The 25,920-nt window shown below is 65.3% G+C and carries 20 protein-coding genes and 1 pseudogene; 11 read left to right on the forward strand and 10 right to left on the reverse strand.

All coding sequences use genetic code 11. From position 1 onward, the window contains the following. Nucleotides 1-20 precede the first annotated feature (20 nt). The 3 genes from J8I35_RS22960 to J8I35_RS22970 all read left to right on the forward strand — a co-directional run bounded on the left by J8I35_RS22960 (nt 21) and on the right by J8I35_RS22970 (nt 4,048). Nucleotides 21-1,169: a hybrid-cluster NAD(P)-dependent oxidoreductase gene (locus J8I35_RS22960; protein WP_050012301.1), complete on the forward strand. Its 1,149-nt coding sequence runs from the start codon at nt 21-23 to the stop codon at nt 1,167-1,169. A gap of 134 nt (nt 1,170-1,303) precedes the next feature. Continuing rightward, complete coding sequence (locus J8I35_RS22965; RefSeq protein WP_050012302.1) at nt 1,304-2,167, forward strand: glycine betaine ABC transporter substrate-binding protein; 864 nt, start codon at nt 1,304-1,306, stop codon at nt 2,165-2,167. A gap of 225 nt (nt 2,168-2,392) precedes the next feature. After that, nucleotides 2,393-4,048, forward strand: coding sequence for an APC family permease (locus tag J8I35_RS22970; protein WP_209926986.1), 1,656 nt, complete (start codon nt 2,393-2,395; stop codon nt 4,046-4,048). Nucleotides 4,049-4,210: 162 nt separating this feature from the next. On the opposite strand, the gene purU is transcribed toward J8I35_RS22970, so the two are convergent. Continuing rightward, on the reverse strand, nt 4,211-5,095 hold the full coding sequence (purU, locus tag J8I35_RS22975; RefSeq protein WP_050012304.1) for a formyltetrahydrofolate deformylase: 885 nt from the start codon (nt 5,093-5,095) through the stop codon (nt 4,211-4,213). Between the two features lie 203 nt (nt 5,096-5,298). After that, on the reverse strand, nt 5,299-6,204 hold the full coding sequence (locus J8I35_RS22980) for a LysR family transcriptional regulator (RefSeq protein WP_124555535.1): 906 nt from the start codon (nt 6,202-6,204) through the stop codon (nt 5,299-5,301). Between the two features lie 240 nt (nt 6,205-6,444). On the opposite strand from J8I35_RS22980, the gene betC reads away from it, so the two are divergent. The 3 genes from betC (at nt 6,445) to J8I35_RS22995 (ending at nt 10,391) form a co-directional block, all read left to right on the forward strand. After that, nucleotides 6,445-7,980 (forward strand): choline-sulfatase, encoded by a 1,536-nt coding sequence (gene betC, locus J8I35_RS22985; RefSeq protein WP_209926988.1) that lies wholly within the window; start codon nt 6,445-6,447, stop codon nt 7,978-7,980. A gap of 43 nt (nt 7,981-8,023) precedes the next feature. Next, nucleotides 8,024-8,992, forward strand: a complete 969-nt coding sequence (gene choX / locus J8I35_RS22990; RefSeq protein ID WP_209926990.1) for a choline ABC transporter substrate-binding protein — start codon at nt 8,024-8,026, stop codon at nt 8,990-8,992. Nucleotides 8,993-9,251: 259 nt separating this feature from the next. Further along, entirely contained in the window at nt 9,252-10,391 is a 1,140-nt protein-coding gene (locus tag J8I35_RS22995) for a porin (RefSeq protein ID WP_050012308.1), read from the forward strand. A 233-nt stretch (nt 10,392-10,624) separates the two neighbouring features. Here J8I35_RS22995 and J8I35_RS34650 read toward each other — a convergent pair whose 3' ends face one another. Next, nucleotides 10,625-11,161, reverse strand: coding sequence for a YadA C-terminal domain-containing protein (locus J8I35_RS34650; RefSeq protein ID WP_245170375.1), 537 nt, complete (start codon nt 11,159-11,161; stop codon nt 10,625-10,627). A 34-nt stretch (nt 11,162-11,195) separates the two neighbouring features. Here J8I35_RS34650 and J8I35_RS34655 point away from each other — a divergent pair, with 34 nt between their 5' ends. The 3 genes from J8I35_RS34655 to J8I35_RS34990 all read left to right on the forward strand — a co-directional run bounded on the left by J8I35_RS34655 (nt 11,196) and on the right by J8I35_RS34990 (nt 14,309). Further along, entirely contained in the window at nt 11,196-11,480 is a 285-nt protein-coding gene (locus tag J8I35_RS34655) for a hypothetical protein (RefSeq protein WP_245170384.1), read from the forward strand. A 15-nt stretch (nt 11,481-11,495) separates the two neighbouring features. Further along, entirely contained in the window at nt 11,496-13,859 is a 2,364-nt protein-coding gene (locus tag J8I35_RS34660; RefSeq protein ID WP_245170385.1) for a hypothetical protein, read from the forward strand. 99 nt (nt 13,860-13,958) lie between these two features. Beyond that, nucleotides 13,959-14,309, forward strand: a complete 351-nt coding sequence (locus J8I35_RS34990; protein ID WP_348522278.1) for a hypothetical protein — start codon at nt 13,959-13,961, stop codon at nt 14,307-14,309. A gap of 449 nt (nt 14,310-14,758) precedes the next feature. On the opposite strand, the pseudogene J8I35_RS34995 reads toward J8I35_RS34990, so the two are convergent. Both J8I35_RS34995 and J8I35_RS23005 read right to left on the reverse strand, forming a co-directional pair. Next, nucleotides 14,759-14,890: pseudogene (locus J8I35_RS34995) on the reverse strand (ESPR domain-containing protein); the annotation flags it as partial. 18 nt (nt 14,891-14,908) lie between these two features. Beyond that, complete coding sequence (locus tag J8I35_RS23005) at nt 14,909-16,477, reverse strand: tetratricopeptide repeat protein (protein ID WP_209926994.1); 1,569 nt, start codon at nt 16,475-16,477, stop codon at nt 14,909-14,911. Between the two features lie 749 nt (nt 16,478-17,226). On the opposite strand from J8I35_RS23005, the gene J8I35_RS23010 reads away from it, so the two are divergent. Then, nucleotides 17,227-18,477 carry an MFS transporter gene (locus J8I35_RS23010; RefSeq protein WP_209926996.1) on the forward strand — a complete coding sequence of 417 codons (1,251 nt, stop codon included), beginning with the start codon at nt 17,227-17,229 and terminating at the stop codon, nt 18,475-18,477. A gap of 13 nt (nt 18,478-18,490) precedes the next feature. Here the strand turns inward: J8I35_RS23010 and J8I35_RS23015 are convergent, their stop codons facing one another. From J8I35_RS23015 to J8I35_RS23035, 5 genes are all read right to left on the reverse strand, one after another. Further along, nucleotides 18,491-18,853: a YbjQ family protein gene (locus J8I35_RS23015; RefSeq protein ID WP_050012310.1), complete on the reverse strand. Its 363-nt coding sequence runs from the start codon at nt 18,851-18,853 to the stop codon at nt 18,491-18,493. A gap of 134 nt (nt 18,854-18,987) precedes the next feature. Beyond that, on the reverse strand, nt 18,988-20,241 hold the full coding sequence (locus J8I35_RS23020; protein WP_124594763.1) for a M20/M25/M40 family metallo-hydrolase: 1,254 nt from the start codon (nt 20,239-20,241) through the stop codon (nt 18,988-18,990). A gap of 79 nt (nt 20,242-20,320) precedes the next feature. After that, on the reverse strand, nt 20,321-22,033 hold the full coding sequence (locus tag J8I35_RS23025) for a M36 family metallopeptidase (protein WP_209926998.1): 1,713 nt from the start codon (nt 22,031-22,033) through the stop codon (nt 20,321-20,323). Between the two features lie 477 nt (nt 22,034-22,510). Beyond that, nucleotides 22,511-23,455, reverse strand: a complete 945-nt coding sequence (locus tag J8I35_RS23030; protein WP_050012313.1) for a GlxA family transcriptional regulator — start codon at nt 23,453-23,455, stop codon at nt 22,511-22,513. Between the two features lie 100 nt (nt 23,456-23,555). After that, nucleotides 23,556-24,518, reverse strand: coding sequence for a helix-turn-helix domain-containing protein (locus tag J8I35_RS23035; RefSeq protein ID WP_124555543.1), 963 nt, complete (start codon nt 24,516-24,518; stop codon nt 23,556-23,558). Nucleotides 24,519-24,759: 241 nt separating this feature from the next. On the opposite strand from J8I35_RS23035, the gene J8I35_RS23040 reads away from it, so the two are divergent. Continuing rightward, nucleotides 24,760-25,917 carry an amine dehydrogenase large subunit gene (locus J8I35_RS23040; protein ID WP_209927000.1) on the forward strand — a complete coding sequence of 386 codons (1,158 nt, stop codon included), beginning with the start codon at nt 24,760-24,762 and terminating at the stop codon, nt 25,915-25,917. The last annotated feature ends 3 nt before the right edge of the window (nt 25,918-25,920 follow it).

The following is a 25,920-nucleotide window of genomic DNA, read 5'->3' on the forward strand; positions in this document are numbered from 1 at the left end:
GCGTATAAGCGGAGCAAGACATGATGCGAGATGCGGCCAATTTCGAGCCGGCGGACAGCCGGGTGACGCACCCGGCCTTCTGGAACGCGCTGCCCGAGCGCTGGACGAGCGACGTCGAGGAAACGCTGGTGTGCTGCCACGTGCGGCAGGAAACCCATGACGTGAAGAGCTTCTTCTTCCGTTCACCGCAGGGCCGCACGTTCTCGTTCGAGCCCGGGCAGTTCATCACGCTCGAGCTCGACATCGACGGCGAGACGATCAACCGCTGCTACACGATTTCGTCGTCGCCGGCGCGGCCGCACACGATCTCGATCACGGTGAAGCGCGTGCCGGGCGGCAAGGTGTCGAACTGGCTGCACGACAACCTGCAGCCGGGCGCATCGGTGCGCGTGCTCGGCCCGGCCGGCGAATTCACGTGCGCGCGGCATCCGGCACGCAAGTACCTGTTCCTGTCGGCCGGCTCGGGCATCACGCCGCTGATGTCGATGAGCCGCGCGCATCATGATCTCGCGGAAGATCGCGACATCCTGTTCGTGCACAGCGCACGCACGCCGGACGACATCATCTTCGCGCGCGAGCTCGACCTGATCGCGTCGAACCACACGAATTTCCGCACGTCGTTCGTCGTCGAGCGCGTCGGCGCACGCACCAACTGGCCGGGCGTCACGGGCTTCCTGACGCTGCCGCTGCTGAAGCTGATTGCGCCGGATTTCATGGAACGCGAGATCTTCACGTGCGGCCCCGCGCCGTACATGAAGGCCGTGCGCGACCTGCTCGACGAAGCCGGTTTCGATCGCAAGCAGTATCACGAGGAAAGCTTCTCGTTCGAAACGCTCGCGCAGACCGCGAGCGATGAAGTGCTCGCCGAACTCGTGCCGCCGGCGGAAGGCGGCGACGCCGCGACGAAGCAGTACACGGTCAGCTTCGCGAAGAGCAACCGCGAGATTTCGTGCGGCTCGGAGCAGCACGTGCTCGACGCGGCGCGCCAGTCGGGCGTGCGGCTGCCCGCATCGTGCACGCAGGGCATGTGCGGCACCTGCAAGGTGAAGCTCGTGTCGGGGCAGGTCGAGATGAAACACAACGGCGGTATCCGCCAGCGCGAAATCGATCAGGGAATGGTGCTGCTGTGCTGCAGCAAGCCGCTGTCGGATCTCGTGATCGACAAGTAGTCGAAACGCGTCATCGGCTGTCCGGGCGCGTCGCGTCCGGACAAGCATCTGTCGGAAAACAACGATACCGCGGATTTGTGGTTGAAGAACCTAGAGAGACAACGCGCACGGTGCGCAGACCAAGGAGATCGACCATGAAATTGTTCGGAAAACTGTTTTGGACCGGCACCCTGTCGGCGATGGTGGCATTGAGCGCATCGGCGCTCGCCGATACGAAGCCGACGCTGAAAATCGGCTACGTCGAAGGCTGGGACGACAGCGTCGCGACGTCGAACGTCGCGGCCCGCGTGATCGAGAAGAAGCTCGGCTACGAGGTGAAGCTCGTGCCGGTCGCTGCCGGGATCATGTGGCAGGGCGTCGCGCGCGGCGACCTCGATGCGACGCTGTCCGCGTGGCTGCCGGTCACGCACGGTTCGTACTGGAGCGAATACAAGAGCAAGGTCGTCGACGTCGGCGCGAACTTCCCCGACGCGAAGATCGGCCTGATCGTCCCGGATTACGTGAAGGCGAAGAGCATCGACGACCTGAATGCGGAGAAGGCCAGCTTCGGCGGTCGCATCGTCGGCATCGATGCGGGTGCGGGCGTGATGCGCAAGACCGACGAAGCGATCAAGAACTACGGGCTGAGCTACACGCTGATGCCGAGCTCGGGCAGCGCGATGACGGCCGAGTTGTCGCGTTCGGTCGGCGCGAACAAGCCGGTGATCGTGACCGGCTGGGCGCCGCACTGGATGTTCGCGAAGTGGAAGCTGCGCTTCCTCGAGGATCCGAAGAAGGTGTTCGGCGGCGCCGAGCATGTCGACAGCGTCGTGAATCCGGGGCTCGAAACCAAGGCGAAGCCGGTCGTCGCGTTCCTGAAGAAATTCCAGTGGAAGCCCGGTGAAATCGACAGCGTGATGCTGGCGATCCAGAACGGCTCGAAGCCGGAAGCCGCTGCGGATGCGTGGATTGCAGCGCATGCCGACCGCGTGAATGCGTGGACGGAAGGCGCGCAGTAAGCATCGCGACATACGTCGTACGAGTCATTATAAAAACACGCCGGGAATGGCACGCAGGAATCCGAAATAATCAGGATGCAATGCGGCCATATCCCGGTTTTATTTTGCTGATTCTGCAAAAAAGCCCGTAAATTGTTACACTACGGCCCTTGTGCGGAATCATCTGCTTTGCATCGGACCAGAGTAAGCGCTGAAGCGCCAACTCTGATCGAGAGGAGGAATTGGATGAGTCAAGCAGGACTGCGTGCGAATCGCACCAGTGATGTCGAGGCAACGATCTCACATGATTCGACGGGCCACACGCTGCATCGTGGCCTGACCTGGAAAGACGCTTTTTGGGTGACGAGCGGCGTGCCGGCAGGCGTGCTGTTCACGATCGGCGGCGTATGCGCGACGATCGGCCAGCCCGCGTGGGCGATCTGGATCGCCGCGATCACGATGGGGCTGATTCAAAGCGCGACTTATGCGGAAATATCGGGGCTATTTCCCCATAAATCGGGCGGCGCGTCGGTGTACGGCGCGATTGGCTGGGTCCGTTACAGCAAGCTGATTGCCCCGGTTTCCGTGTGGTGCAACTGGCTCGCGTGGTCGCCGATGCTTGCGCTCGGCTGCGGCCTCGCGGCGAGCTATGCGCTCACGAGTCTCTTTCCCGCCAATGCGGCGGTGCTGCACTGGCAGCTCAAGGTGGCGGATCTCGGGTTCATCAAGCCCGGTCTCTCCCTGCGAATCAACGCGACGTTCATCATCGCGACGATTCTGCTTCTCATCACGTTCAAGCTTCAGCACAGCGGTGCGTCGAAGGCTGCACGTACGCAGCGCATTCTCGGCATTGCGTCGCTCACGCCGCTCTTGATCGTCGGCATCGTGCCGTTCGTCACCGGCGACGTGCCGATGTCGAACCTGCTGCCGCTCTTGCCGCTCGGTCACGACGCGCAGGGCAACCTCACGGCCGCGACGTTCGGCTCGTGGAACGGGCAGGGCGTGACGATGGCGCTCGGCGCAATGTTCATGGCCGGCTGGGCGTCGTACGGTTTCGAGACGGCCGTCTGCTACACGCGTGAATTCCGCGATCCGCGGCGCGATACGGCCAAGGCGATCTTCTGGTCGGGTGCGCTGTGTCTGGTCGTGATGACGCTCGTCCCGCTCGCGTTCCAGGGCGCGCTCGGCACGCAGGCGATGCTCGATCCGGCGATCGGCGACGGCACCGGCGTCGCGGCCGCGATGGCGAAGATCGTCGGCGGCGGCGCGTGGGTCGCGAATGCGGTCGTCGTGATGCTGATGCTGTCGATCCTGCTGATCGTGATGACGTCGATGATGGGCTCGTCGCGCACGCTGTACCAGGCATCGGTCGACGGCTGGCTGCCGAAGTACCTGTCGCACGTGAACGAGCACGGCTCGCCCACGCGCGCGATGTGGACCGACCTCGGCTTCAACCTCGTGTTGCTGATGATGTCGGACTACATGACGGTGCTGTCGATTTCGAACGTCTGCTACATGCTGTTCGTATTCCTGAATCTTCAGTCCGGCTGGATCCACCGGATGGATCGCGGCAACTGGGATCGGCCGTTCCGTTGTCCGACCTGGCTGCTCGTCGGCGGCGCGATTTGCGGGTACGCGAACCTCGTCTACGTCGGCGCGGGTGCGAACCTGCAAGGCGAAGGCACGCTGCGCAACGGGCTGATCGCGATGCTGCTGATCGTGCCGGTGTTCCTCTATCGCCACTACTGGCAGGATCGCGGCCGCTTCCCCGCGCAGATGCAGCGCGACATGGAGCTGGAAGTGCCGAAGCGCGCGCCGTGGCTGAGCCTGATGCCGTATGCGGCGCTGATCGGCGCGGGGTTGACGATCGGGTTGTCGTATTACTTCGCGTGGGTGAAGTGACGCGGTAATGCGTGCTGTCGGGGCACGCGTTGGCTTCGGAAACCGCACACGGGGCCATCGCGCGAAGCGCCGGCGCAGCACGACGACAAAAAAGGCCCGACCGGTTACACGCCGGTCGGGCCTTGTTCGTTGACGCCGCGTTCGAGCGCAGCTGCGATCCGCTTACGGAAATACCACCGTCCGGTCGCCATTCAAAAACACCCGCCGCTCGATGAACGCCTTCACCGCGCGCGCGAGCGTGAGGCTTTCGACGTCGCGCCCCACCGCGAGCAGTTGCTCCGGTCGCAGCGCATGATCGACGCGCTCGACGACCTGCTCGATGATCGGGCCTTCGTCGAGATCGTCGGTGACGAAGTGCGCGGTCGCGCCGATCAGCTTCACGCCGCGCGCATGGGCCTGGTGATACGGCTTCGCGCCCTTGAAGCCGGGCAGGAACGAGTGATGGATGTTGATCGCGCGGTTCGCGAGCTTCGCGCTCGTCTCCTGCGACAGCACCTGCATGTAGCGTGCGAGGATCACGAGCTCGGCGCCGCTCGATTCGAAGAAGTCGAGCCATTGCGCTTCCTGCTGCGCCTTGGTGTCGGCCGTGATCGGGAAGTGCCGGAACGGCAGCCCGTGCTGCACGGCGAGCGGCTCGAAGTCGGGGTGGTTCGACACGATGCCGACGATGTCCATCTTCAGCTCGCCCATCCGCCAGCGGAACAGCAGATCCGCGAGGCAGTGCTCGAGCTTCGACACCATGATCAGCACCTTCGGCCGCGCATTGACGTCGTGGATCGCCCATTGGATGTCGCCGTCGCGGCCGCCGAGTCCGGCCGCGATCGGCCCGAATTCCTGACGCAGCGCGTCGATCTGCAACGTCTCATCCGTCGGATGAAAGACGCAGCGCACGAAGAAGCGGTTGCTGAGATCGTCGTCGAACACGTTCAGCGCATCGACGTAGCAGCGATGGCGATCGAGAAAGCCGACGACGGCGGCGACCTGACCGGCCGCGCTCGGGCACGACAGTGTCAGGACGAATTGATCGGGGCGGTGCTCGGCGGTCATGAGACTCCTCGGATGGCGTGGGGCGCACGGCCGCGCGACGGCGCACGACAGCGCCGCGCCGCGCGGGTAGCGGGAGGCTCAAGTAAATCAGGACGATTCCGGGGCGGATAGAACCAACGCGCCGTGTGGCTGGTATCGGCGCGCCAGCGGGCGCGGGCCCGGGAGCGGGGAAGGGGGAACGGAAACGGGGCGGGCGCGCCGCGTCAGGCCGCCGCGCACGCGTCGAGCAGCCAGCGCCGGAACACGTGGGTCGCGTCCGGCTCGGGCCGCTGCGGCGGGCGCACCAGGAAGTAGCCGCGCGACGTGACGACGGGCGCGTCGACCAGCTTCACGAGCTGGCCGGACGCGACGAGTTCGTCGACGAGCGGCGCCCAGCCGAGCGCGACGCCTTCGCCGAGCAGTGCCGCATGGATCACGAGCGCATAGCTGTTGAAGGTCACGCCGCGCGCGGCGGCCGGCGGTTCGAGCCCGTGCGCGTCGAACCAGCCCGACCACGACAGCCAGCGCTCGGGGCGCGTCGGCTGCACGTGCAGCAGCGGCAGTGCGAGCAGATGGTCGGCCCGCACGACGTCCGGGTGCGCGTCGCGGAACGCGGGCGAGCAGACCGGCGTGACGGATTCCGGAAACAGCCGCGCGGCCGTGCACGACGGCCAGTGGCCGTCGCCGAACAGGATCGCGATGTCGCCATGGTCGCGCTGTGCGTCGTAATCCTGTGACGTGACGACGCGCACGTCGACGTCCGGCATCACGTGCTTCAGCCCGGCCAGGCGCGGCATCAGCCAGTAGGTCGCGAAACCGAAATCGGTGACGATCGTGAGCGCGCCGTGCTCGCGGCGCGCACGCAGCGTCGCGGTCGCGCCGCGCAGCGTGTCGAGGCTCAGCCGCACGGCTTCGTACAGGCACTGGCCGTCGGCCGTCAGCGTGACGCCGCGCGGGCTGCGTTCGAACAGCGGCACGCCGAGTTCGGCTTCGAGCTGGAACACCTGCTGGCTCACGGCCGGCTGCGTCGAGCCGAGCTCGCGCGCGGCGGCCGTGAAGCTCGCGAGCCGGGCGGCCGATTCGAACGCGCGCAGCGCCTGCATCGACGGTAACGGTTCGGATTTCGACATAAGTCCCTCTAATGGCCCCATAAGGGCCGGACGCCTACCCGCGCGAATTCGGGCGGGCGATAGTGCAGCGGACGGTGCGGCAGATGCGCTTCATGCGCCAGCGCGCCACGCATTCCGCGATTCTAGCCAGCGCGGCCCCCGCGCGCGGCGGTTTCTGCGGATCGCCTCCGTCATGCCGGACGTCTCGCTGCCAAAGCGGCGCGCCGTTCCATTCGAACACCGCTTTCCCCACGATCGCCGATGACGAACCCGACACCCAACATCCTGATCCTGATGGCCGACCAGCTCACGCCGTTCGCGCTGCCCGCGTACGGCAACCGCGTCGCCCGCACGCCGACGCTCGACCGGCTCGCCGCCGAAGGCGTGGTGTTCGACGCCGCGTACTGCGCGAGCCCGCTATGCGCGCCGTCGCGCTTCTCGCTGCTGACCGGCAAGCTGCCGTCGGGCATCGGCGCCTACGATAACGCCGCCGAATTGCCGGCGCAAACGCTGACGTTCGCGCATTACCTGCGCGCGGGCGGCTACCGGACGATGCTGTCCGGCAAGATGCATTTCTGCGGGCCCGATCAGTTGCACGGCTTCGAGGAGCGACTCACGACCGACATCTATCCGGCCGATTTCGGCTGGGTGCCGAACTGGGACAGCCCGACGGAGCGGCCGAGCTGGTATCACAACATGAGCTCGGTGCTTGATGCGGGCCCCTGCGTGCGCACGAATCAGCTCGACTTCGACGACGAAGTGACGTTCGCCGCGAAGCAGAAGCTGTACGACGTCGCGCGCGAACGCGCGGCCGGGCACGATGCGCGGCCGTTCTGCATGGTCGTGTCGTTGACCCATCCGCACGACCCGTATGCGATCACGCGCGAATACTGGGATCTGTACGGCGACGAAGAAATCGACATGCCGGCCGTGCGGCTCGATGCGGCCGAAAGCGATCCGCATTCGCAGCGGCTACGCTTCGTCTGCGAAAACGACCGCACGCCGCCGACCGACGCGCAGATCCGCGCCGCGCGTCGCGCGTATTACGGCGCGACGTCGTACGTGGACACGCAGTTCGGCAGCGTGCTGGCCGCGCTCGAGCAATGCGGGTTCGCCGACGATACGATCGTGATCGTCACGTCCGACCACGGCGACATGCTCGGCGAGCGCGGGCTCTGGTACAAGATGACGTTTTTCGAGGGCGGCTGCCGCGTGCCGCTGATCGTGCATGCGCCGGGCCGCTTCGATGCCGCGCGCGTGCGCGGGCCCGTGTCGCACGTCGACCTGCTGCCGACGCTCGTCGATCTGGCCGGCGCGGCGCCAGCCGGCGGCTGGCCGGACCCGGTCGATGGCGCGAGCCTCGTGCCGCACCTGCAGGGCACGCCCGCGCACGACGTCGCGCTCGGCGAATACCTCGCGGAAGGCGCGCTCGCGCCGGTGGTGATGATTCGGCGCGGCGACTGGAAATACGTGCATTGCCCGGCCGATCCCGACCAGCTCTACCACCTGTCGGACGACCCGCGCGAGCTGACGAACCTGGCCGGGCAGCCGGAAGCCGCCGACGTGCTCGCCGCATTCCGCGCGGAGGCCGCGCAGCGCTGGAACCTGCCCGAACTCGACCGGCAGGTGCGCGCGAGCCAGCGACGCCGGCGCTTCCATTACGCGGCGACGACGCAGGGCCGCATCCACGCGTGGGACTGGCAGCCGTTCACCGACGCGAGCCAGCGCTACATGCGCAATCACATCGAACTCGATACGCTCGAAGCGATGGCGCGTTTTCCGCGCGTCGGGCGTTGAACGTCCCGCAGCGATCATTGAAGAACGACGGAGGAAGCGAACCATGAAACGGCAACGCAATGCAGCATTCCGAAGGATCGGCGCGGTGTTCGCCGCCGCCGCGTGCGTGGCGGCGACGCAGCCTGCGTCCGCCGCCGATCCGCAGACCTGCGGCGACGTGAAGATGGCGGCGCCCGGCTGGACCGACATCGACGCGACGAACGCGATGGCGGGCGTCGTGCTGAAGGCGCTCGGCTACCGGCAGGACGTCGCGAACCTGTCGGTGCCGATCACGTACCAGGGGTTGAAGAAAGGGCAGGTCGACGTGTTCCTCGGCAACTGGATGCCCGCGCAGGCGCCGCTCGTGAAGCCGTTCGTCGACGAGAAATCGATCGACGTGCTGCACGCGAACCTGAGCGGCGCGAAGTTCACGCTCGCGGTGCCCGACTATGTGGCCGCGGCCGGCGTGCACACGTTCGCCGATCTCGCGCGCTACGCGGACCGCTTCGGCGGCAAGATCTACGGGATCGAGCCCGGCGCGCCCGCGAACCAGAACATCAAGCGGATGCTGTCCGACCACGCGCTGGGGTCCGCGAACTGGTCGCTCGTCGAATCGAGCGAGACGGGCATGCTCACGCAGGTCGAGCGCGCGGTGCGCGACAAGCGCTGGATCGTGTTTCTCGCGTGGGAACCGCATCTGATGAACACGAAGTTTCATCTGACGTATCTGTCGGGCGGCGATGCGTACTTTGGACCGAACTACGGCGGTGCGACGGTCAACACGGTCACGCGTGCCGGGTTCGCCGGCCAGTGCACGAACCTCGCGCGGCTGTTCCGGCAGATGACGTTCTCCGTCGACGTCGAGAACCGGATGATCGCCGACATGCTCGACCACAAGACGTCGCCCGCGCTCGCGGCGCAGCATGCGCTGAAGGCCGAGCCCGCGCTGCTCGCCGGCTGGCTCGACGGCGTGACGACGGCGACCGGCGCACCGGGCCTGCCGGCCGTGCGCGCGGCCCTCGACGGCCGCTGATTGCCTTCCTCCTGGCGGCCGGTTTTTGCCGTGCCGCCCGTCTACGTGTTTTCCCGACCCGTCGCATCGTGACCATTTAGTGTCGCCTTCAGACGGGTGACCGGAAATATGGGTTTGTATTTTTCGCCAATGGCTGCGTTATTGCGGAAAACGAAATAGCGGAGCCAGCAGACGTACCGAATTCGAATCAGCCGGCGTATTGCGGCACGCGCCAGGCCACGGTTCTTTCCATCGAACGGTTCAGGGAGGGTGGTCGACAATGAAGCAAAAGAAAGTCGCCGTAGCCGCCGCGCTTGCATGCGCGGCCTGTATTCCCGCCATCGGGCATGCGCAGAGCAGCGTGACGCTGTACGGGATTCTCGACGCGGGCATCACGTACGTGAACAACACGGGCGGCTCGCACGTGGTCAAGTTCGACGACGGCATCGCCTACGGAAACCGTTTCGGCCTCAAGGGCACCGAAGACCTGGGCGGCGGCCTGAAGGCCGTGTTCACCCTCGAGAGCGGCTTCCACCTCGGCAACGGGCAACTCGGCTTCGGCGGCGCGGAATTCGGCCGGCAGGCGTATGTCGGCCTGCAGAACGACTGGGGCACGCTGTCGTTCGGCAACCAGCTCGACATCACGAACGAACTCGTGTCGATCTACAACATCTCGGCGTGGGGCAGCGGCTATGCGATCCACCAGGGCGACTTCGACCGCTTCAACGGCGACCGTCTGCCGAATTCGGTGAAGTTCCTGTCGAACGACCTGAGCGGCTTCAAGTTCGGCGCGATGTATTCGTTCGGCAACGTCGCGGGCAACTTCCATCGCAACAGCGCCTGGAGCGCGGGCGCGAGCTTCACGAAGGGCGACTTCTCGATCGGCGCCGCGTACACGCGCCTGAACAACCCGAACGGCATCTACGCGTTCGACCCGTACGCGATGATCGGCACGCATACGTTCCTCGGCCAGCAGACCGTCACCGTCGATCCGGCGACCGGCGCCCGCACCGACCTGTTCTCGAACACCGCGATGGACGTCGACAGCCAGGGCACGTTCGGCATCGGCACCAGCTACACGATCGGCAAGCTGACGCTCGACGCGAACTACTCGTACACGACGATCAAGGGCTTCGGCCAGTCGTCGCACATGCAGGTGTACGAAGGCGGCGGCCTGTACCAGTTCACGCCGGCACTCAGCTTCATCGCGGGCTACCAGCACACGCGCTTCGAAGGCCATCACTGGAACCAGGGCACGGCCGGCCTGCACTACCTGCTGTCGAAGCGCACCGACATCTACATCTCCGGCGATTACCTGCGTGCGTCGCAGGGCGTCGATGCGGTGATCGGCTACAGCTTCACGCCGTCGACGACGCAGACGCAGGCCGACGTGCGGATCGGGATGCGGCATTCGTTCTAAGCGGCGTGGCAGGATGATGTGACGTCTTCAGCGAGGTCTCTCTTTGGCGCGAACCACGGTTCGCGCTTTTTTTTGTTCGACGGGGGGTAGCGGGCACGAGATCCGTCCGGTCAATGCCGGCTACCCGGTCACTGCCTCGGGATCGTCACCGGAATCGTCGGCACCCGCGCCCGCATGCGTGAAAACCGACATTCCGATTCGCATGATTGTTCACCCGAGAGCGCGTGCGTCGCTTACCACTGGTAGGCTGCGCCAGCACCGTACGTATTGCCGCCCGCACCGTTGATCGCCACCCCTCCCTTGACCTTCAGGTTGTTCGTGATTCGAGCGGTAAAACCAAGGGCCACTGCCTGATATCCCTGGTAGCCGGCCGTACCTATGCCGAACGAGAGCGTCTTCCCGGGATCAACTTCAGGAATCATCGTCAGCGCGGCGGCACTGGCAATTCCGGAATAGGCCATCCTTGCCACTTGATTCACGTTCGACTGCACGGCTCCCAATTGCGACATGTTGACCGCGTCCGTCGGGTTCATACCAGGCGCCAGATTCGTGATCCTGCGCTCGTTGCCTGGCGAGCCCACGGACACCGTGTTCGATTCGGTCGCGATTGAGCCCGCGCCGAGCGCGACCGAATTCGCCGCTGTTGCTATCGCTCCCGCGCCGAGCGCGACCGAATTGTTTCCCGAGGCGAGCGCGTTGGCGCCCGCTGCCGTGGCGGAACTGTCGGCGACCTGTGCTGCCGCGCCTGTCGCGACCGGCTCTGGCGACATGCCCTGAACTGCTTGCGCGGCAGAGACTGCCCTTGTGCCGGTCGAGAGCGAAGTCGAACTGGTAGACAGCGAAGTCGTCCCTGTCGATGTGGTGCTTTGCGCGGTACTGGTACTTGTCGAGGTCGATGTCGAGAGCGCGGTAGCAGGAGACGTACTCGTGTTTTGCGACCCGCCTTTGCCGAACCCCGGGGAGTTCAACTGCGTGGACAGGGAGGCCAATCCCGTCGACAGCGATGTCACCGCGGTATTCAACGTCGCCACCTTGCCGTTTGTCGTACTCAAGCCGGTCGAGAGAGACGCAACGCCGGTGAAGAGCTGAACCACGCTGGTCGATGTGGAAGTGCTCAACGTCGAAAGGTTGCTGTTGACCGTGCTCAGGCTGTTCAGCCAGGTGGCAATCGAGCCGGCATACGAAGTCGACAACGACGCCAGATTGCTGTTCGTCGTGTTCAGGCTCGTGGAGAGTGAAGTCACGCCGCTCGCCGCCGCGCTGATTCCTGTCGATACCGATGTCGACAGGCTTGATACGTTGTTGTTGGTCGTGTTCAGACTCGTCGATAGTGAATTGACCCTGCCGGTCGTCGTGTTCAAGCTCGTGGAAAGCGAGCCGACCGTGCTGTTCGTCGTATTCAGCCCTGTGGACAGCAAGCTAACGTTGCTGTTCGTCGTGTTCAGGTTTGTCGACAGTGAGCTGACGTTGCTGTTGATCGTATTCAAGCTGGTCGACAACGATCCCACGTCGGTCGATTCCCGCATCGACAGCGCCCCAAGGTTGCTGTTCGTGGTGGTCAGACCCGTCGACAGGGAGCTCACGCCGCTTTGTGCCGTGCTGATGCCGGCTGCGGCCGACGTCGACAGGCTCGTCACGTTGCTGTTGGTCGTGGCCAAGCCCGTCGACAGCGAGCTCACGCCGCTTTGCGCCGTGCTGATGCCGGCCGCGGCTGACGTCGACAGGCTCGTCACGTTGCTGTTGGTCGTGTTCAGGCTGGTCGACAGCGATCCGACGTCGGTCGATTCCTGCGTCGACAGCGCACCAACGGCGTTGTTCGTGGCGTTCAGGCCCGTCGACAACGAGCTGACGTTGCCGTTGGTCGTATTCAGGCTGGTCGACAGCGATCCGACGTCGGTCGATTCCTGGGTCGATAGCGCACCAACGGCGTTGTTCGTGGTGCTCAGCCCTGTCGACAACGAGCTGACATTGCCGTTGGTCGTATTCAGGCTGGTCGACAACGATCCGACGTCGGTCGATTCCTGCGTCGATAGCGCACCGACGGCGTTGTTCGTGGTGCTCAGCCCCGTCGACAACGAGCTGACATTGCCGTTGGTCGTATTCAGGCTGGTCGACAACGAGCCCACATCAGTCGATTCCTGGGTCGATAGCGCACCGACGGCGTTGTTCGTGGTGCTCAGCCCCGTCGACAACGAGCTGACATTGCCGTTGGTCGTATTCAGGCTGGTCGACAACGAGCCCACATCAGTCGATTCCTGGGTCGACAGCGCACCGACGGCGTTGTTCGTGGCGTTCAGGCCTGTCGACAACGAGCTGACGTTGCCGTTGGTCGTATTCAAGCTGGTCGACAACGAGCCCACATCAGTCGATTCCTGGGTCGACAGTGCACCGACGGCGTTGTTGGTCGTGGTCAGGCTCGTCGACAGGGAGGCCACGCCGCTTTGTGCCGTGCTGATGCCGGTCGCAGCCGAGGTCGACAGGCTCGTCACGTTGCCGTTGGTCGTATTCAGGCTGGTCGACAGCGATCCGACGTCGGTCGATTCCTGTGTCGACAGTGCACCGACGGCGTTGTTTGTGGCGTTCAGGCCCGTCGACAACGAGCTGACGTTGCCGTTGGTCGTGTTCACGCTGGTCGACAACGAGCCCACATCAGTCGACTCCTGGGTCGACAGTGCACCGAGGGCGCTATTGGTCGTGTTCAGACCTGTCGATAGCGAGCTCACGCCGCTTTGTGCCGTGCTGATGCCGGCCGCAGCCGAAGTCGACAGACTCGCCACGTTGCTGTTTGTGGTGCTCAGACCTGTCGACAGCGAGCTGACGTTGCCGTTGGTCGTATTCAAGCTGGTCGACAGCGATCCGACGTCGGTCGACTCTTGGGTCGATAGCGCACCGACGGCGTTGTTCGTGGCGTTCAGGCCCGTCGACAACGAGCTGACGTTGCCGTTGACCGTATTCAAGCCGGTCGACAGTGAACCCACGTCGGTCGATTCCTGCGTCGACAGCGCACCGACGGCGCTGTTCGTTGCGTTCAGCCCTGTCGATAATGAACTCACACCACTTTGTGCCGTGCTGATGCCCACCGCAGTGGAGGTCGACAGGCTCGCCACGTTGCTGTTCGTGGTGTTCAGGCCTGTCGACAACGAACTGACATTACCGTTGGTCGTATTCAGGCTGGTCGACAACGATCCGACGTCGGTCGATTCCTGCGTCGATAGCGCACCGACGGCGTTGTTCGTGGCGTTCAGGCCCGTCGACAGGGAGGTCACGCCGCTTTGCGCCGTGCTGATGCCGGCCGCAGCCGAAGTCGACAGACTCGCCACGTTGCTATCGGTCGTGTTCAGACCTGTCGATAGCGAACTCACGCCGCTTTGTGCCGTGCTGATGCCGGCCGCGACCGAGGTCGACAGACTCGTCACGTTGCTGTTGGCGGTGCTCAGACCCGTCGACAGCGAGTTCACGCCGCTCTGAGCCGTGCTGATCCCGGTCGAGGCCGAGGTCGACAGACTCGTCACGTTGCTGTTGGTGGTGCTTATCCCCGTCGACAACGAGCTCACACCGCTCTGAGCCGTGCTGATCCCCGTCGAGGTCGAAGTCGACAGGCTCGTCACCTTCCCGTTCGTCGTACTCAGGCCCGTCGACAGCGAGTTCACACCGCTTTGCGCCGTGCTGATCCCCGTCGAAGTCGAAGTCGACAGGCTCGTGACGTTACTGTTCGTCGTACTCAAGCTGGTAGAGAGCGAAAAGAGCTGCCCGCCGTTAACCGCATCCGTCGAACCGGACGCCACGTTCCCGCTCGACACATTGATGATCTTGCGCTGCAGCGAGTTGCTGCCCACGCTCACCACGTTGGCCGCGCCCCCGTCGGTGCTGCTGGAACCCAGCGCAACGGAGTTTGTCCCCGTAGCCGTCGCGCTGTAGCCGATCGCCGTGGTGTTGGTGATATTGAGCGGGCTGCCACTGGTTCCCGATCCAGCAGATGCACCCAACGCCACGTTCCCGTTACCGTTCACGTACTGACCGGCGCTCGCACCGACTGCCGTATTGTTGCTGCCCGTCACGGCATAGCTGGAGTTGGCTCCGCTTCCCGTGTTGTTGCTGCCCGTAACGCTGTAGCTCGAATTAGCGCCGTTACCCGTATTCGAGTCGCCCGTGACGTTGTAGCTCGAAAAGGCACCGTTACCCGTGTCGGAGTTGCCGGTCACGCCGGTCCCGCTCACATACCCGTAGAACGTGTTATTGGTCCCGCTTCCCGTATACGTCGCGGAGGTGCTCCCACAAGTGTCGTTGCTGGGACCATGGTTATAGCAGACACCGTCCGCCCATCCCAGTTGCGGAAGAGACATGCACGTGCCAGCCGCCAACGCGGCAGCAGCAACGGCCCGCACTCGCCGTATCGCACGGGACCGGCCCCCTGACTTCCCCTGTCCCGTCGCGCTCTCCGCAACGACAACCATTTGATTCAGTTGCTTGCTGAAAATGCACTTGTAGATCTTGTTCATGTTTTCCCCCAATTCTCATCAGCGCCAGTTCGCGGAGAGCGCTTGCAAACAGGTTCCCCAGTCCGCGCGCGCTACTTGCCTGTATGTCACGACATCGGGATACCAGGCGGTGTCCCCAAACCACCGCCAATCGGCATGCTTTTGCAAAAGCACATGTGTCTTCAGCCCAAGCGCACCCGCAAGGTTGGCGCTCGACGTACACACCGATACGATTTCATCCAGGCACTGCATTGCCGCTGCAGTCCGGCTGAAGTCGGTCAAAAAATGAGAAAGATCGGTAACAGGCAAATCAGGCACGCCGGCGAGAACCGCGCGATGTTCAGTGGGCATCAGCGAATAGAAGTGCACACTGCCAATGTCTTTCAGATATGCGTTCAGCAGCTCCGACGGCACACTGCGCGCAAGCCGGTTCGACGCGGTCGAGACGGGATTGGCCGACCACACGATGCCGATATGCCGGCAGCCATCGCCCGAGCGCGACTGCGCGATCAACTGCCGCGCAGTGCGCTGATCCTCCGGAGCGGGATTCAGATAAGCGATCGGCTCAGGTTTGTCCAACCACAAAGGCAAATCGCCGATCGAGATTCGCCAGATTCTTGAGGAGTCTTGAGCGAAAGCGCGAAGATCTGGCTCTTGCGTGACCATTCCCCCCAATACCGTTGCCGACGGAAAACTCTCGCGGAACAGCCGCACGAGCGCGGGCCGGCACACTACCACCACGCGCATGTCGGCCGACCGTGCCCGCTTCAGCAGCAGCGGCAGAAACGCGGCAAACAGGATCTCGTCACCGGCACCCTGTTCGCCGGAAACGATCAACGTCGAGCCCGATTCGAACTGGCCGCTCCATGCGGAATACGGCAAGCTCATGCCCTTGAGGCTGATTTCCCTTCCCGCATCGAAACGCTGCGCATAATGTGGCCAGGCGTCCCTGAACCGCCCCCTGCCAAGCAGAAAATGCGCGTATTCCCAATGCGTGACCGGATCGTTGTCTTCGGCGATTTGCGTCTCGAACAGGGCCTGGGCACGCTCATCCAGTCCCAGATAAGCGCAGCACACGGCCATTCGGTGTGCCGCCTTTTCGCGCAATCCGCCCTCGAGGTGAGCCAGCCGCTCAAAGCATTCGAGCGCCTTGTCGAAATGCTCCCGGAGCCGGAGAAGCTCGCCGTAATTCCATAACGCATTGGCGCAATCCGGATTGCTTTCCAAGCAGGCGCGATACTCATATATCGCGAGTTCTTGCTGCCCGGATTCGTGCAAGGCAACGGCCAGGTTGTAGCGAATCTGCGGATCATGAGGCGCGAGCGCGGCGGCCCGTGCGAACGCCTCGAGCGCCTCGCGTCGTCGGCCACCCTGGTTCAATGCCACACCCAGGAGCAGACGCAGGAAGCCGCAGCCCTGATCGACAGAGATGGCCTGCCTCGCGCACGCGGCACTTTGTTGAAAGTGCCCGTCATTCAAAAGTTGCAACGCTCGCTGCGACAGCGCCGCGGTGCTGGTTGGCCAGCCGGGCTCGGCCTCCGCTGTCGCACCGGAAGGAAGCGGCAATACGCCGGTGATGCGTGCCAGCCTCGAAGGTGGCGAATGCAAGTCTTTTCTGCATTTCATACGTCCCCCCGGAACACGTCGTGTATCGAGTTCTCATCGCGCTCGTGAGCGCGGCTCAATCAACGTGTAGGGAGGGGTGATACGAGAAAGGCAGCCGCATGGCAGCCGTAGCGTACTTAGACATGATTTCCCCGACCTGCATAATGGTTGTTCGTTACCGACACTGGGCTCTACGGCCGTGCGGCTTGGATGTGTGCGAAACACCTGAGCAAGGAGTGGACCAGCAGGCTGTGGCGCAATGACCAAGAGGCCGAGCGACCGATAGGTGATGTGAGGCAACGTTCAGACCTCAGCGTTGTTTCAGTTCTGAAACGCCAGACGGACGCGCCGATTCGCCAAGTCCCGCGCGCAGCAAGGAAGCACATGTGCGACGCAGCTTTGCGTCGACGGCAGGCATTCGATTCCTGCACGCCCCATTGCCGTGATTTATCTAAAGATGTTTCAATCGTGCAACTCGCGGCCGGGAGCGACGTCGTTTGGGGGGATATCCACGAATCGCTATTTTCCTGTGCGGCGCGCCGGCTTGATACGGGCCGGGACACACGCCCGGCGGGTTTTTCGTCGTTGACATATCATTCCCGTTTGGCCGCGTCCGCGCGTTCAGCCGACTGTCTCCGCGATCCGGGGGACCGACATCGCGTTGCGATGGGCAAGCCGTTGCGCAAGCACGCACATGCGGACGTTGTCGCTCCAAGAGTGGTTGCGTCCGCACCGCCTCCACCGAGATCCCGATGACCACCCCCGTGCCCGATTCCCGTCCTTTATCCCCGTTACCCGCCAATCTGTTCCGCCACGCACCGTTCCAGCGTTTCTGGGGCACGCGCGTGATGTCTTCCCTGGCTTTCCAGATCCTGTCGGTTGCGATCGGCTGGTATGTGTACGCGCTCACGCACAGCGCGTTCGCGCTCGGTCTCGTCGGCCTCGCGCAGTTCGTGCCGATGTTCGCGCTGACGCTCGTCGTCGGGCAGGTGGCCGACCGCTACGACCGCCGGCGCATCGCGACGATCTGCCAGAGCGTCGAGGCGCTGGCCGCCGGCGTGTTCCTGATCGGCGCGGTGCAAGGGTGGCTGGCCGCGCCGGCCGTGTATGCGCTCGCGGCGATCGTCGGCACGGCGCGCGCGTTCGAGTCGCCGTCGGTGTCGTCTTTGTTGCCGGCCGTCGTGCCGCGCACCGACCTGCCGCGCGCGACCGCGCTGTCGACGTCCGCGAACCAGGCCGCGCAGATTCTCGGGCCCGCGTTCGGCGGGTTGCTCTACGGTGTCGGCGCGCCCGTCGCGTTCGGCACGAGCGTCGCGGCCTTCGCGATCGCGGCGATGCTGAGCGGCACGATTCCGCTGCGCACCGCACCGCCGGCCCGCGAGCCGGTCACGCTGCGCTCGGTGTTTTCGGGCATCGCGTTCATCCGGCGCGAGCCGGCGATCCTCGGCGCGCTGTCGCTCGACCTGTTCGCGGTGCTGTTCGGCGGCGCGACCGCGCTGCTGCCGATCTACGCGCGCGACATCCTGCAGGTCGGCCCGTGGGGGCTCGGCGCATTGCGCGCGGCGCCGGCGGTCGGCGCGCTCGCGGGCACGCTGTGGCTCACGCGTTTCCCGTTGACGGGGCGGCCGGGCCGCGCGATGTTCGGCGGCGTGATCGCGTTCGGCATCGCGACGATCGTGTTCGGATTGTCGCGGCACTTCGCGTTGTCGCTCGTGGCGCTGGCCGCGCTCGGCGCATCGGACGTGATCAGCGTCGTCGTGCGACTGTCGCTCGTGCAACTGCGCACGCCGGACGACATGCTCGGCCGCGTGAGCGCGGTCAACTCGCTGTTCATCGGCACGTCGAACCAGCTCGGCGAATTCGAATCGGGCGTGACGGCTGCGTGGTGGGGCGCGCCGGCCGCGATCGTCGTCGGCGGCGCGGCGACGATCGCCGTCGCGCTCGCATGGATGCGGCTCTTTCCGCAGCTCACGAGCATGAAGTCGCTCGAACGCGACGCATGACGCGCATCACGCGTCATGCATCCTGCGTCACGCGCACGGCCGTGCCGTAGCAGATGACTTCGGTCACGCCCGCGCCGATCTCGGTCGAGTCGTAGCGCATCGCGACGATCGCGTTCGCGCCGAGCTTGCGGGCGTCGGCGAGCATCTTGTCGAACGCCTGCTCGCGCGCCTTCTCGCACAGCGACGTATAGAGCGTGATGTTGCCGCCGAAGATCGTCTGCAGCGACGCGCCGAACGAGCCGACGATCGAGCGCGAGCGCACGACGATGCCTTGGGCGACGCCGAGCGAGCGGACGGTCGTATGGCCGGGCAGGTCGAAGGCGGTCGTGACGCGGGCGGGCGACAGGTCGTCGATGGAGCGGATGGGTTCGGTCATGGTGGGCAAGCGTGTGGCGAGTGGTCGAACGACGATTCTAGCCGGACCGAGACAACGCATTCGAACGGGCGCCCCCAGAAGCAGACGGGCGCCCGTGTCGTTGCCGAACGCGAGAGCCGCTCGGCAACGCACGCTCAGCGCTTGATCGTCGCGCCGGCAATGCCGCCGAGATCGACCGCATAGGCGAGCGCGAGCTTGCCGAACTTCAGCGCATGGTTCGCCTGTCGATCCGAGTTTTCCAGCGTGTCGTTCACCGTGTGGATGTATGGGCTGTCGTTCTGGTCGGCTTCGAACGGGAACGATGCCGGGTACCCCTGCGCATTCCACGACGCATGATCCGAGCACGCATAGCCGCACTGCGACGTGCCGATCGCGAGCTCCGGCAGGTAGGTCGCCGCCAGGTTCTTCACATAGGTGTTCTGCGCGGCGTTCGTGTAGTCGGTGATCAGGTAGATGTCCTTCGGATCGCCCTTGTAGTTCGTCATGTCGAGCTGTAGCACGCCGACCACGTTCGCATTCTGCGTGCGGAACTGCTTCGCGATCGCCTTCGAGCCGAGCAGGCCGGCTTCCTCGGCCGCATACCCGACGAACTTGATGGTCCGTTTCGGCCTGTAGTTGTTCGCGAGCAGCACGCGCAGCGCCTCGGTCAGGCTGGCGATGCCCGACGCGTCGTCGTCGGCGCCGGGCGAGCGCGAGTTCTCCGTCGTGCGGCCGACGGTCGAATCGAGGTGGCCGCCGAGCACGACCGTGCCCGCGGCCGGATCGCTGCCGCGGATCGTCAGGATCACGGATTTCTGCGGAAAGCCCGTGTGCGCGAACTGTTCGACGGTGATGTCGGCGCGTGAGCCCGCCAGCTGCTTCCACTGCAGCGCGAGCCAGTCGGACGCGGCGACGCCGTGCGACGTCGTGTAGTAGCGGTTCGTGAAGCCGGACAGCGACGTGATCGTGCCGACGATGTTGCTCGCTTGCAGTTGCTGGACCCACGTGCCGATCTGCGGCACGTTGGACACCGTGTACGCGGGGGCGGCGGCCTGTTTCGCGAGCGTCGCCGGCAACGGCTGCAGCGCCTGCCGCGCGTCGTCGAACGAATCGTGCACGACGTAGCCGGGCCCGTGGCCGCGCGTGTGGTGGACGGCGTGGGCCAGCTCGCCGAGCCGGGCATCGTCGATCTCGACGACGTGAACGGTTTCGCGGCGCGCGGCGCCGTCGGCCGCCTTGCCGGCGTCGACGGTCGTGCTGTACTGCGCGGTTGCGGTCGCATCGATGCGTTGAAGCTGGCGGAACGCGGTGTCGCCGAGCGTGATCCAGACGGGTGTCGCGTGCGCGGCGGCGCTCAGCAGCATGCCGCCCAGCGCGGCGCTCAGGCGGGTCGGTGTCAGAGTAGGCATGTTCGATCTCGTGAGGATGGCGATGTCGATGAAGGGAGCGCGCCGCAGGTCGTGCGATGCGCTCCCGCCTGCGGCGGTATTACGACTTCTGCGGAACGGTCACGCCGTACGTGCAGCTCTTGTTGTACGCGTTGCCGATCGCGGTGAGCTGCGCGCTGCTGTAGCCGAGCGCGGAGGCAGCCGTCAGCACGGCCTGCGCGGCGGCCTTCTGGTTGGTCGAGCTGTTGGTCATCGACAGCCCCTTCAGGAACGCCTTGTCCATCGCCTGCGCGCCGATCGCGTCGCGCGCGACGAGGTTGCACGACGCCCAGTACTGGCCGGCCGTGTGGATCTCCGCGCCGCGCGCCTGCGCATAGGTGCGCCCGACGTTCCAGTTGGTCACGCGGCCGCCCCAGAACTCGTTGTGACCGTCCCAGTTGTAGACCCAGTGATACTGCGCATCCGACGGGCTCCACTGGTTGAAGTCGCGGCTGTACGCGGCGGCGAGATAGTCGCCGGTGCCTTCCGACAAGCCTTCCTGTTGCGACAGGCCGCCGTTGGTGACCCAGTCGTGGATGCCGTGGCCGAGTTCGTGGATCACGACGTCCGCGTCTTCCGCGTCGTCGACGCCGCCTTGCCCGAACGTCAGCCGGCCGCTGCTCGACGAATACGACGAGTTGTCGTCGCCCGATTCGCCGTGCGGGTCGTACTGCACGCCGCCCGTGTACTGGTACGGCAGCGCCTTGATGCCGAGCGTCTGGTTCACGTAGCGCAGGAACGTGTCGATGTGGTAGTACACGTTCACGGCCTCGAAATACAGGTTGCCGCGCGTGAACTCGAACGCGGGCGTGGACTGCGACGGGCAGGCCTTGTCGAGCGGCGCATCGAAATCGATGCACGACGCGTACGGGCCCGTCAGCGTGTAGCGCGTGCCCGACTGCGCGAGATCCTTCAGCGTCACGCGCACGCGCGCGGCCGCGAGCTGCGTCGAATCGGCGTCGTTGCTGTCCTTGTAGCCGGTGCTGCCGTAGCTGCTTTTCGTCGGCGACAGCGGATCGGGGCGGAACACGAAGCCGGTGCCGTCGGTCGCGTAGAACGCCTTGTCCTCCGCGCGCAGCACTTCGCCGCTTGCCGAGTCGATCAGCAGTTCCCAGTCGCCTTTCGGGCCGTCCTGCGGACGGCCGCGCACCTTCCACGCGGTGTGCGTGCCGGCCTTGTCGACGAACGCGACGAGCTGCGCGTCGAGATGCGTGAAGCCGCTCACGCCGAGATACGCGCGGGCGCGGTCGAGCGCCTGCTGCTGGTCGACGGCCTGCGACTTGCGCGTCGTCGCGACCACGCCGTTGATCGTGTTGCTCGCGACGTACAGGATGCGGCCGTCCTTCGCGACGGTCACCGCGATGTCGCTGCCGTACACGGGCAGCCCGGCGGCCTGCTGCTGCAGGCGCACGACGGTGAAGTCGGCGTCGTTGCGCTCCGACGTGACGACGAGGCTCGCGAGCGCGGCCGCGTCGAGCCCGAGCTGCGCCGCCTGCGACGCGACGAAGTCGCGCGCGGTGGCGGCGGGCGTCGCGGCAGCTTTCTTGACGCGATAGGCCGGGTTGTACAGCGTGACGGCGACGCCGTCCGCGCGGAATTGCCCGGCGGCCGTGTCGGCCTTCGCGGCCGGCGGCGTGACGCCGCGCGTCAGGCTTTCGCGCAGGCTCGCGGCCTGCGGATTCGACACTTTCGTATCGGCCTGGGTGCCGCCGACGATGCCGAAACCGAGCACGAGACCCAGGGCGAGCGGCAATGCTTTGCGTGATGTCTGCATACGTGATCCTCATCTCAACGGTTGGACACGCCCGCGCGCTCGTGGCGAGCAGGCACGACACGGCCCGCGCGCCGGTTCGATGGAACCGGTGCGGCGAAGCGGTGTGGGAATGTCGACTGACTAAGGAGCGCTAAATGTCAGGTCGAAAAGAAGCGGGCAGGCGAAGCGGAGGAGAAGCGAACGGCAGGCAGGTGCGGCGACGGCGAATCGAGCATCGTCATGTCATACCCCTCGGATCGATCGTGATATCGGTGGGCAGCCTGCGTGGCGCGACGCGCGCGAGATGCAGCAGGCGTATCGTTAGGCTGCCTATCTAACTTTTTTTGGTATGTTACAGAATATTTTCAACGACATTCCAGATTATTTTCGACGACCGCTTCGGTTCGTCGACCAGTTGCCGACATTGTTCAGCGAACGGACGGAAACGCCGCCGGAACGCGCAATACCGCGCCGGATTGTGATCAAAAGCCGAGACGATCAGCGCGTCGCACGCCGGTCGCTGCGCGGGCTCATTCCGAATCGTGCGCGATAGGTGCGCGAGAAATGCGACGGCGATTCGAAGCCGCACGCGACGCACACCGACGTGATGCTCATGTCGGTCTGCTGCAGCAGTTCGCGTGCGCGATCGAGGCGCAGGTTCAGGTAGAAGTGCGTCGGCGTGTCGTTCAGCGTCGCGCTGAACAGCCGTTCGAGCTGGCGCCGCGTGATCGACACCTCTTGCGCGAGCGCGTCGGAGCCGAGCGGGTTCTCCATGTGCCGCTGCATCGTGCCGATCACCTGGATCAGCTTGCGGTTGTGCACGCCGTAGCGCGCGGCGATCTCGAGCCGCTGGCTGTCCGAGCGCTGCCGGATGCGGCTGACGACGAACTGCTCGGAGATTGCGGCCGCGAGATCGGCGCCATGCCGGCGGCCGATCAGGTCGAGCATCATGTCGATCGACGCGGTGCCGCCCGCGCACGTGATGCGCCGGTCGTCGATCTCGAACAGCTCCTGCGTCGCGTTCAGGCCGGGATAGCGCTCGCGGAACGCGGCCAGCGCTTCCCAGTGCAGCGTGAGCGATTGCGACGCGTCGAACAGCCCGGCCTCCGCGAGCACGAAGCTGCCCGTATCGATGCCGCCGAGCGTGGCGCCGTGCCGGTGCTGGCGGCGCAGCCAGTCGCCGAGCGTGCGCGTGTAGCACACGAGCGGATCGAAGCCGGCGACGACGAACACCGTATCGACCTGCGGGACGTCCGCGCACGCGGCTTCGGCGGCGACCGGAATGCCGTTGCTCGCGGCGACGGGCGCGCCGTCCGCGCTGATCACGTGCCAGCGATACAGCTCGGTGCGAAAGCGGTTCGCGACGCGCAGCGGCTCGACCGCGGACATGAAGCCGAGCGCGGAGAAGCCGGGCAGCAGCAGGAAGTGGAAATCCTCGGGCATCGGGGCGTCGGGTGGAAGCAGGGGGGCGCCGCGCGCCGCGCGGGCTGGCGCGCAGTGCGCCGAACGTTCAAGCCGGGATTATCGCGGTTTTTGCCGGCGCTCAGCGCGTTTTTGCACCACGCACCGTCCGGCGCGCCGTCGTCGACGGCAATTCGCCGAATTGCGCCTTGTACGCGTTCGCGAAATGCCCGAGATGCATGAAGCCCCAGCGTGCGGCCGCTTCGCTGATCGGCAGGTCGGATTGCCGCGTGTCGAGCAGCAGGCGTCGGACCTGCGCGAGGCGCAGCGCGCGCGTGTAGTTGAGCGGGCTCGTCTGGACGACCGACTGAAAGCTGTTCTGCATCGTGCGCCGGCTCACGCGTAGTTGCGTGCACAGGCTCAGGATGTCGACGGGCGCTTCCGGGTGCTCGATCACGTAGTCGTGCACGCGGCGCACGATGTCGGCGTGACAGGCATGCGTGAGCCGGTTCGACGGCTCGGGCATCCGGTACGTGAGGAGATCGACGAGCACGTTGCCGACGTCGGCGCGCAGCGCGTGCTGCGCGGGTGCCGCGTCGAACGCATCGGGCGCCGACAGCACGCGTTCGAGCAGCGTCGCGAGCTGCATGCTCGCGCGGTCGCGCGCGGCGACCGGCACCTCGACGACGCCGCGCCGCAGCGCGCGTGCGTCCAGCCGCACGTCGGCCGCATCCTCGATCTGCTGCATCAATTCGGGTTCGACGACCACGCCGATCAGCGACATGTCGTCGGGTGAATGGAGTTCGAACGGCGTGCCGCCGCGCGCCATCACGATCGTGCCGCGCTCGAGGCGCGCATCGCCGAACGCGAAGGTGCCCGAGCCGGTGAGCGGCATGCCGAACACCGTATGGCCGTGCGGCAAACATCCGCGCTGGATGATGCGCACGTTCGCCGCTTCCTGGAACAGTTGCGCGCCGTCGAACACCGCGTTTTTGACCGCGCTGCGATACGCGCCGGACCCGATCTGGTCGTAACGCTGATTCCAGCCGCGCAGCGCCTCGGCATGCCGGTCTGCGTCGTCGAACCTCTGATGAAACGCGAGCACGGCCCCTCCGGCGATCGTTCGAACCGCGCAAGATTAAACCGACCGAATAGTCGGCGCAATACGGGGCAGCGCTATTCCGTGTGCATGTTTCAGAGGGTCGGAAGGGGCGGTACAGCGAGGCTTTCACGCGCATTTCCAATATCCCGAATCGGCACGTACGCGTTGCCGGTCCGGGTGCTGACGGGATTTATTGTCGAACTACAGTCGCCCCACATAACGTGAATTCCCCACTGGAGGCGGCATGAGGACAAGGCGACGAACCGCGGCGCTCGCGGCGACGCTGGCGTTGGCGGCGGCATCGGCCGGCAGCGCGAACGCGACGGAAAAACCCGAAGAGCTGGTCGTGCAGAAGATGCCGCCGTGGCATCCGCACGAGGTCTATGTCGTCGACATCTCGATGCCGTCGATGACCGACGGGCGCATCCACGTGTACGACGCGGATGCGAAGAAGCTGCTCGGCCAGATCGACGGCGGCTTCGCCCCCGGCTTCGCGATCTCGCCCGACCGCAAGACGAGCTTCGTCGCGACGACCTATTTCTCGCGCGGCTCGCACGGCACGCGCACCGACGTCGTCGAGATGATCGACAACACGACGCTCGATCACGCGGGCGAGATCGTGATTCCGGCGAAGCACGGGCAGCATGTGCCGTCGCCGTACAACACCGCGTTCAGCGCCGACGGCAAGCGGCTGTACGTCGCGAACATCACGCCGGCCGCGTCGGTGACGGTGATCGACGCCGTCTCGAAGCAGGTGCTGTCGGAGATCGACATGGCTGCGTGCGTGCTCGCGTATCCGTCGGGCAACGACCGCTTCACCGCGCTGTGCGAAAGCGGCAAGGCGCTGACCGTCACGCTCGATGCGAACGGCAAGGAAACGAAGCGCACGATGTCGGACGCGTTCATCGACGTCGACAAGGATCCGGCGTTCGTGAACGCGTCGCGGTACAACGGCGGCTATCTGTTCACCACGTACGGCGGCACTGTGCGCAGCGCCGATTTCAGCGGCGACAAGCCGGCGTTCGGCGCGCCGTGGCCACTGCTGACGGACGCCGAGCGCGCCGAAGGCTGGCGTCCGGGCGGCCTGCAGCAGACGGCCGTGCACGCGAAGCAGCACCGTTACTACGTGCTGATGCACAAGGGCGCCGACGGTTCGCACAAGGATCCCGGTACGCAGGTGTGGGTGGTCGACCTGAAGACGAAGCAGCGCGTCGCGCGCTGGGATCTCGCGCAACTGAAGGTCGAGCCGCTCGTGTCGATCCAGATCAGCGAGGACGACAAGCCGCTGTTCTACGGGCTGACGGCGACCTCCGATCTCGTCGTGATGGACGCGCGTACCGGCACGCTGCGGCACGTCGACAAGCAGATCGGCAATACGTCGTCGCTGCTCGTCAACCCGTGAGGC

The sequence above is a fragment of the Burkholderia sp. CpTa8-5 genome (assembly GCF_017815045.1).
Taxonomy (GTDB): Bacteria; Pseudomonadota; Gammaproteobacteria; order Burkholderiales; family Burkholderiaceae; genus Burkholderia; species Burkholderia sola.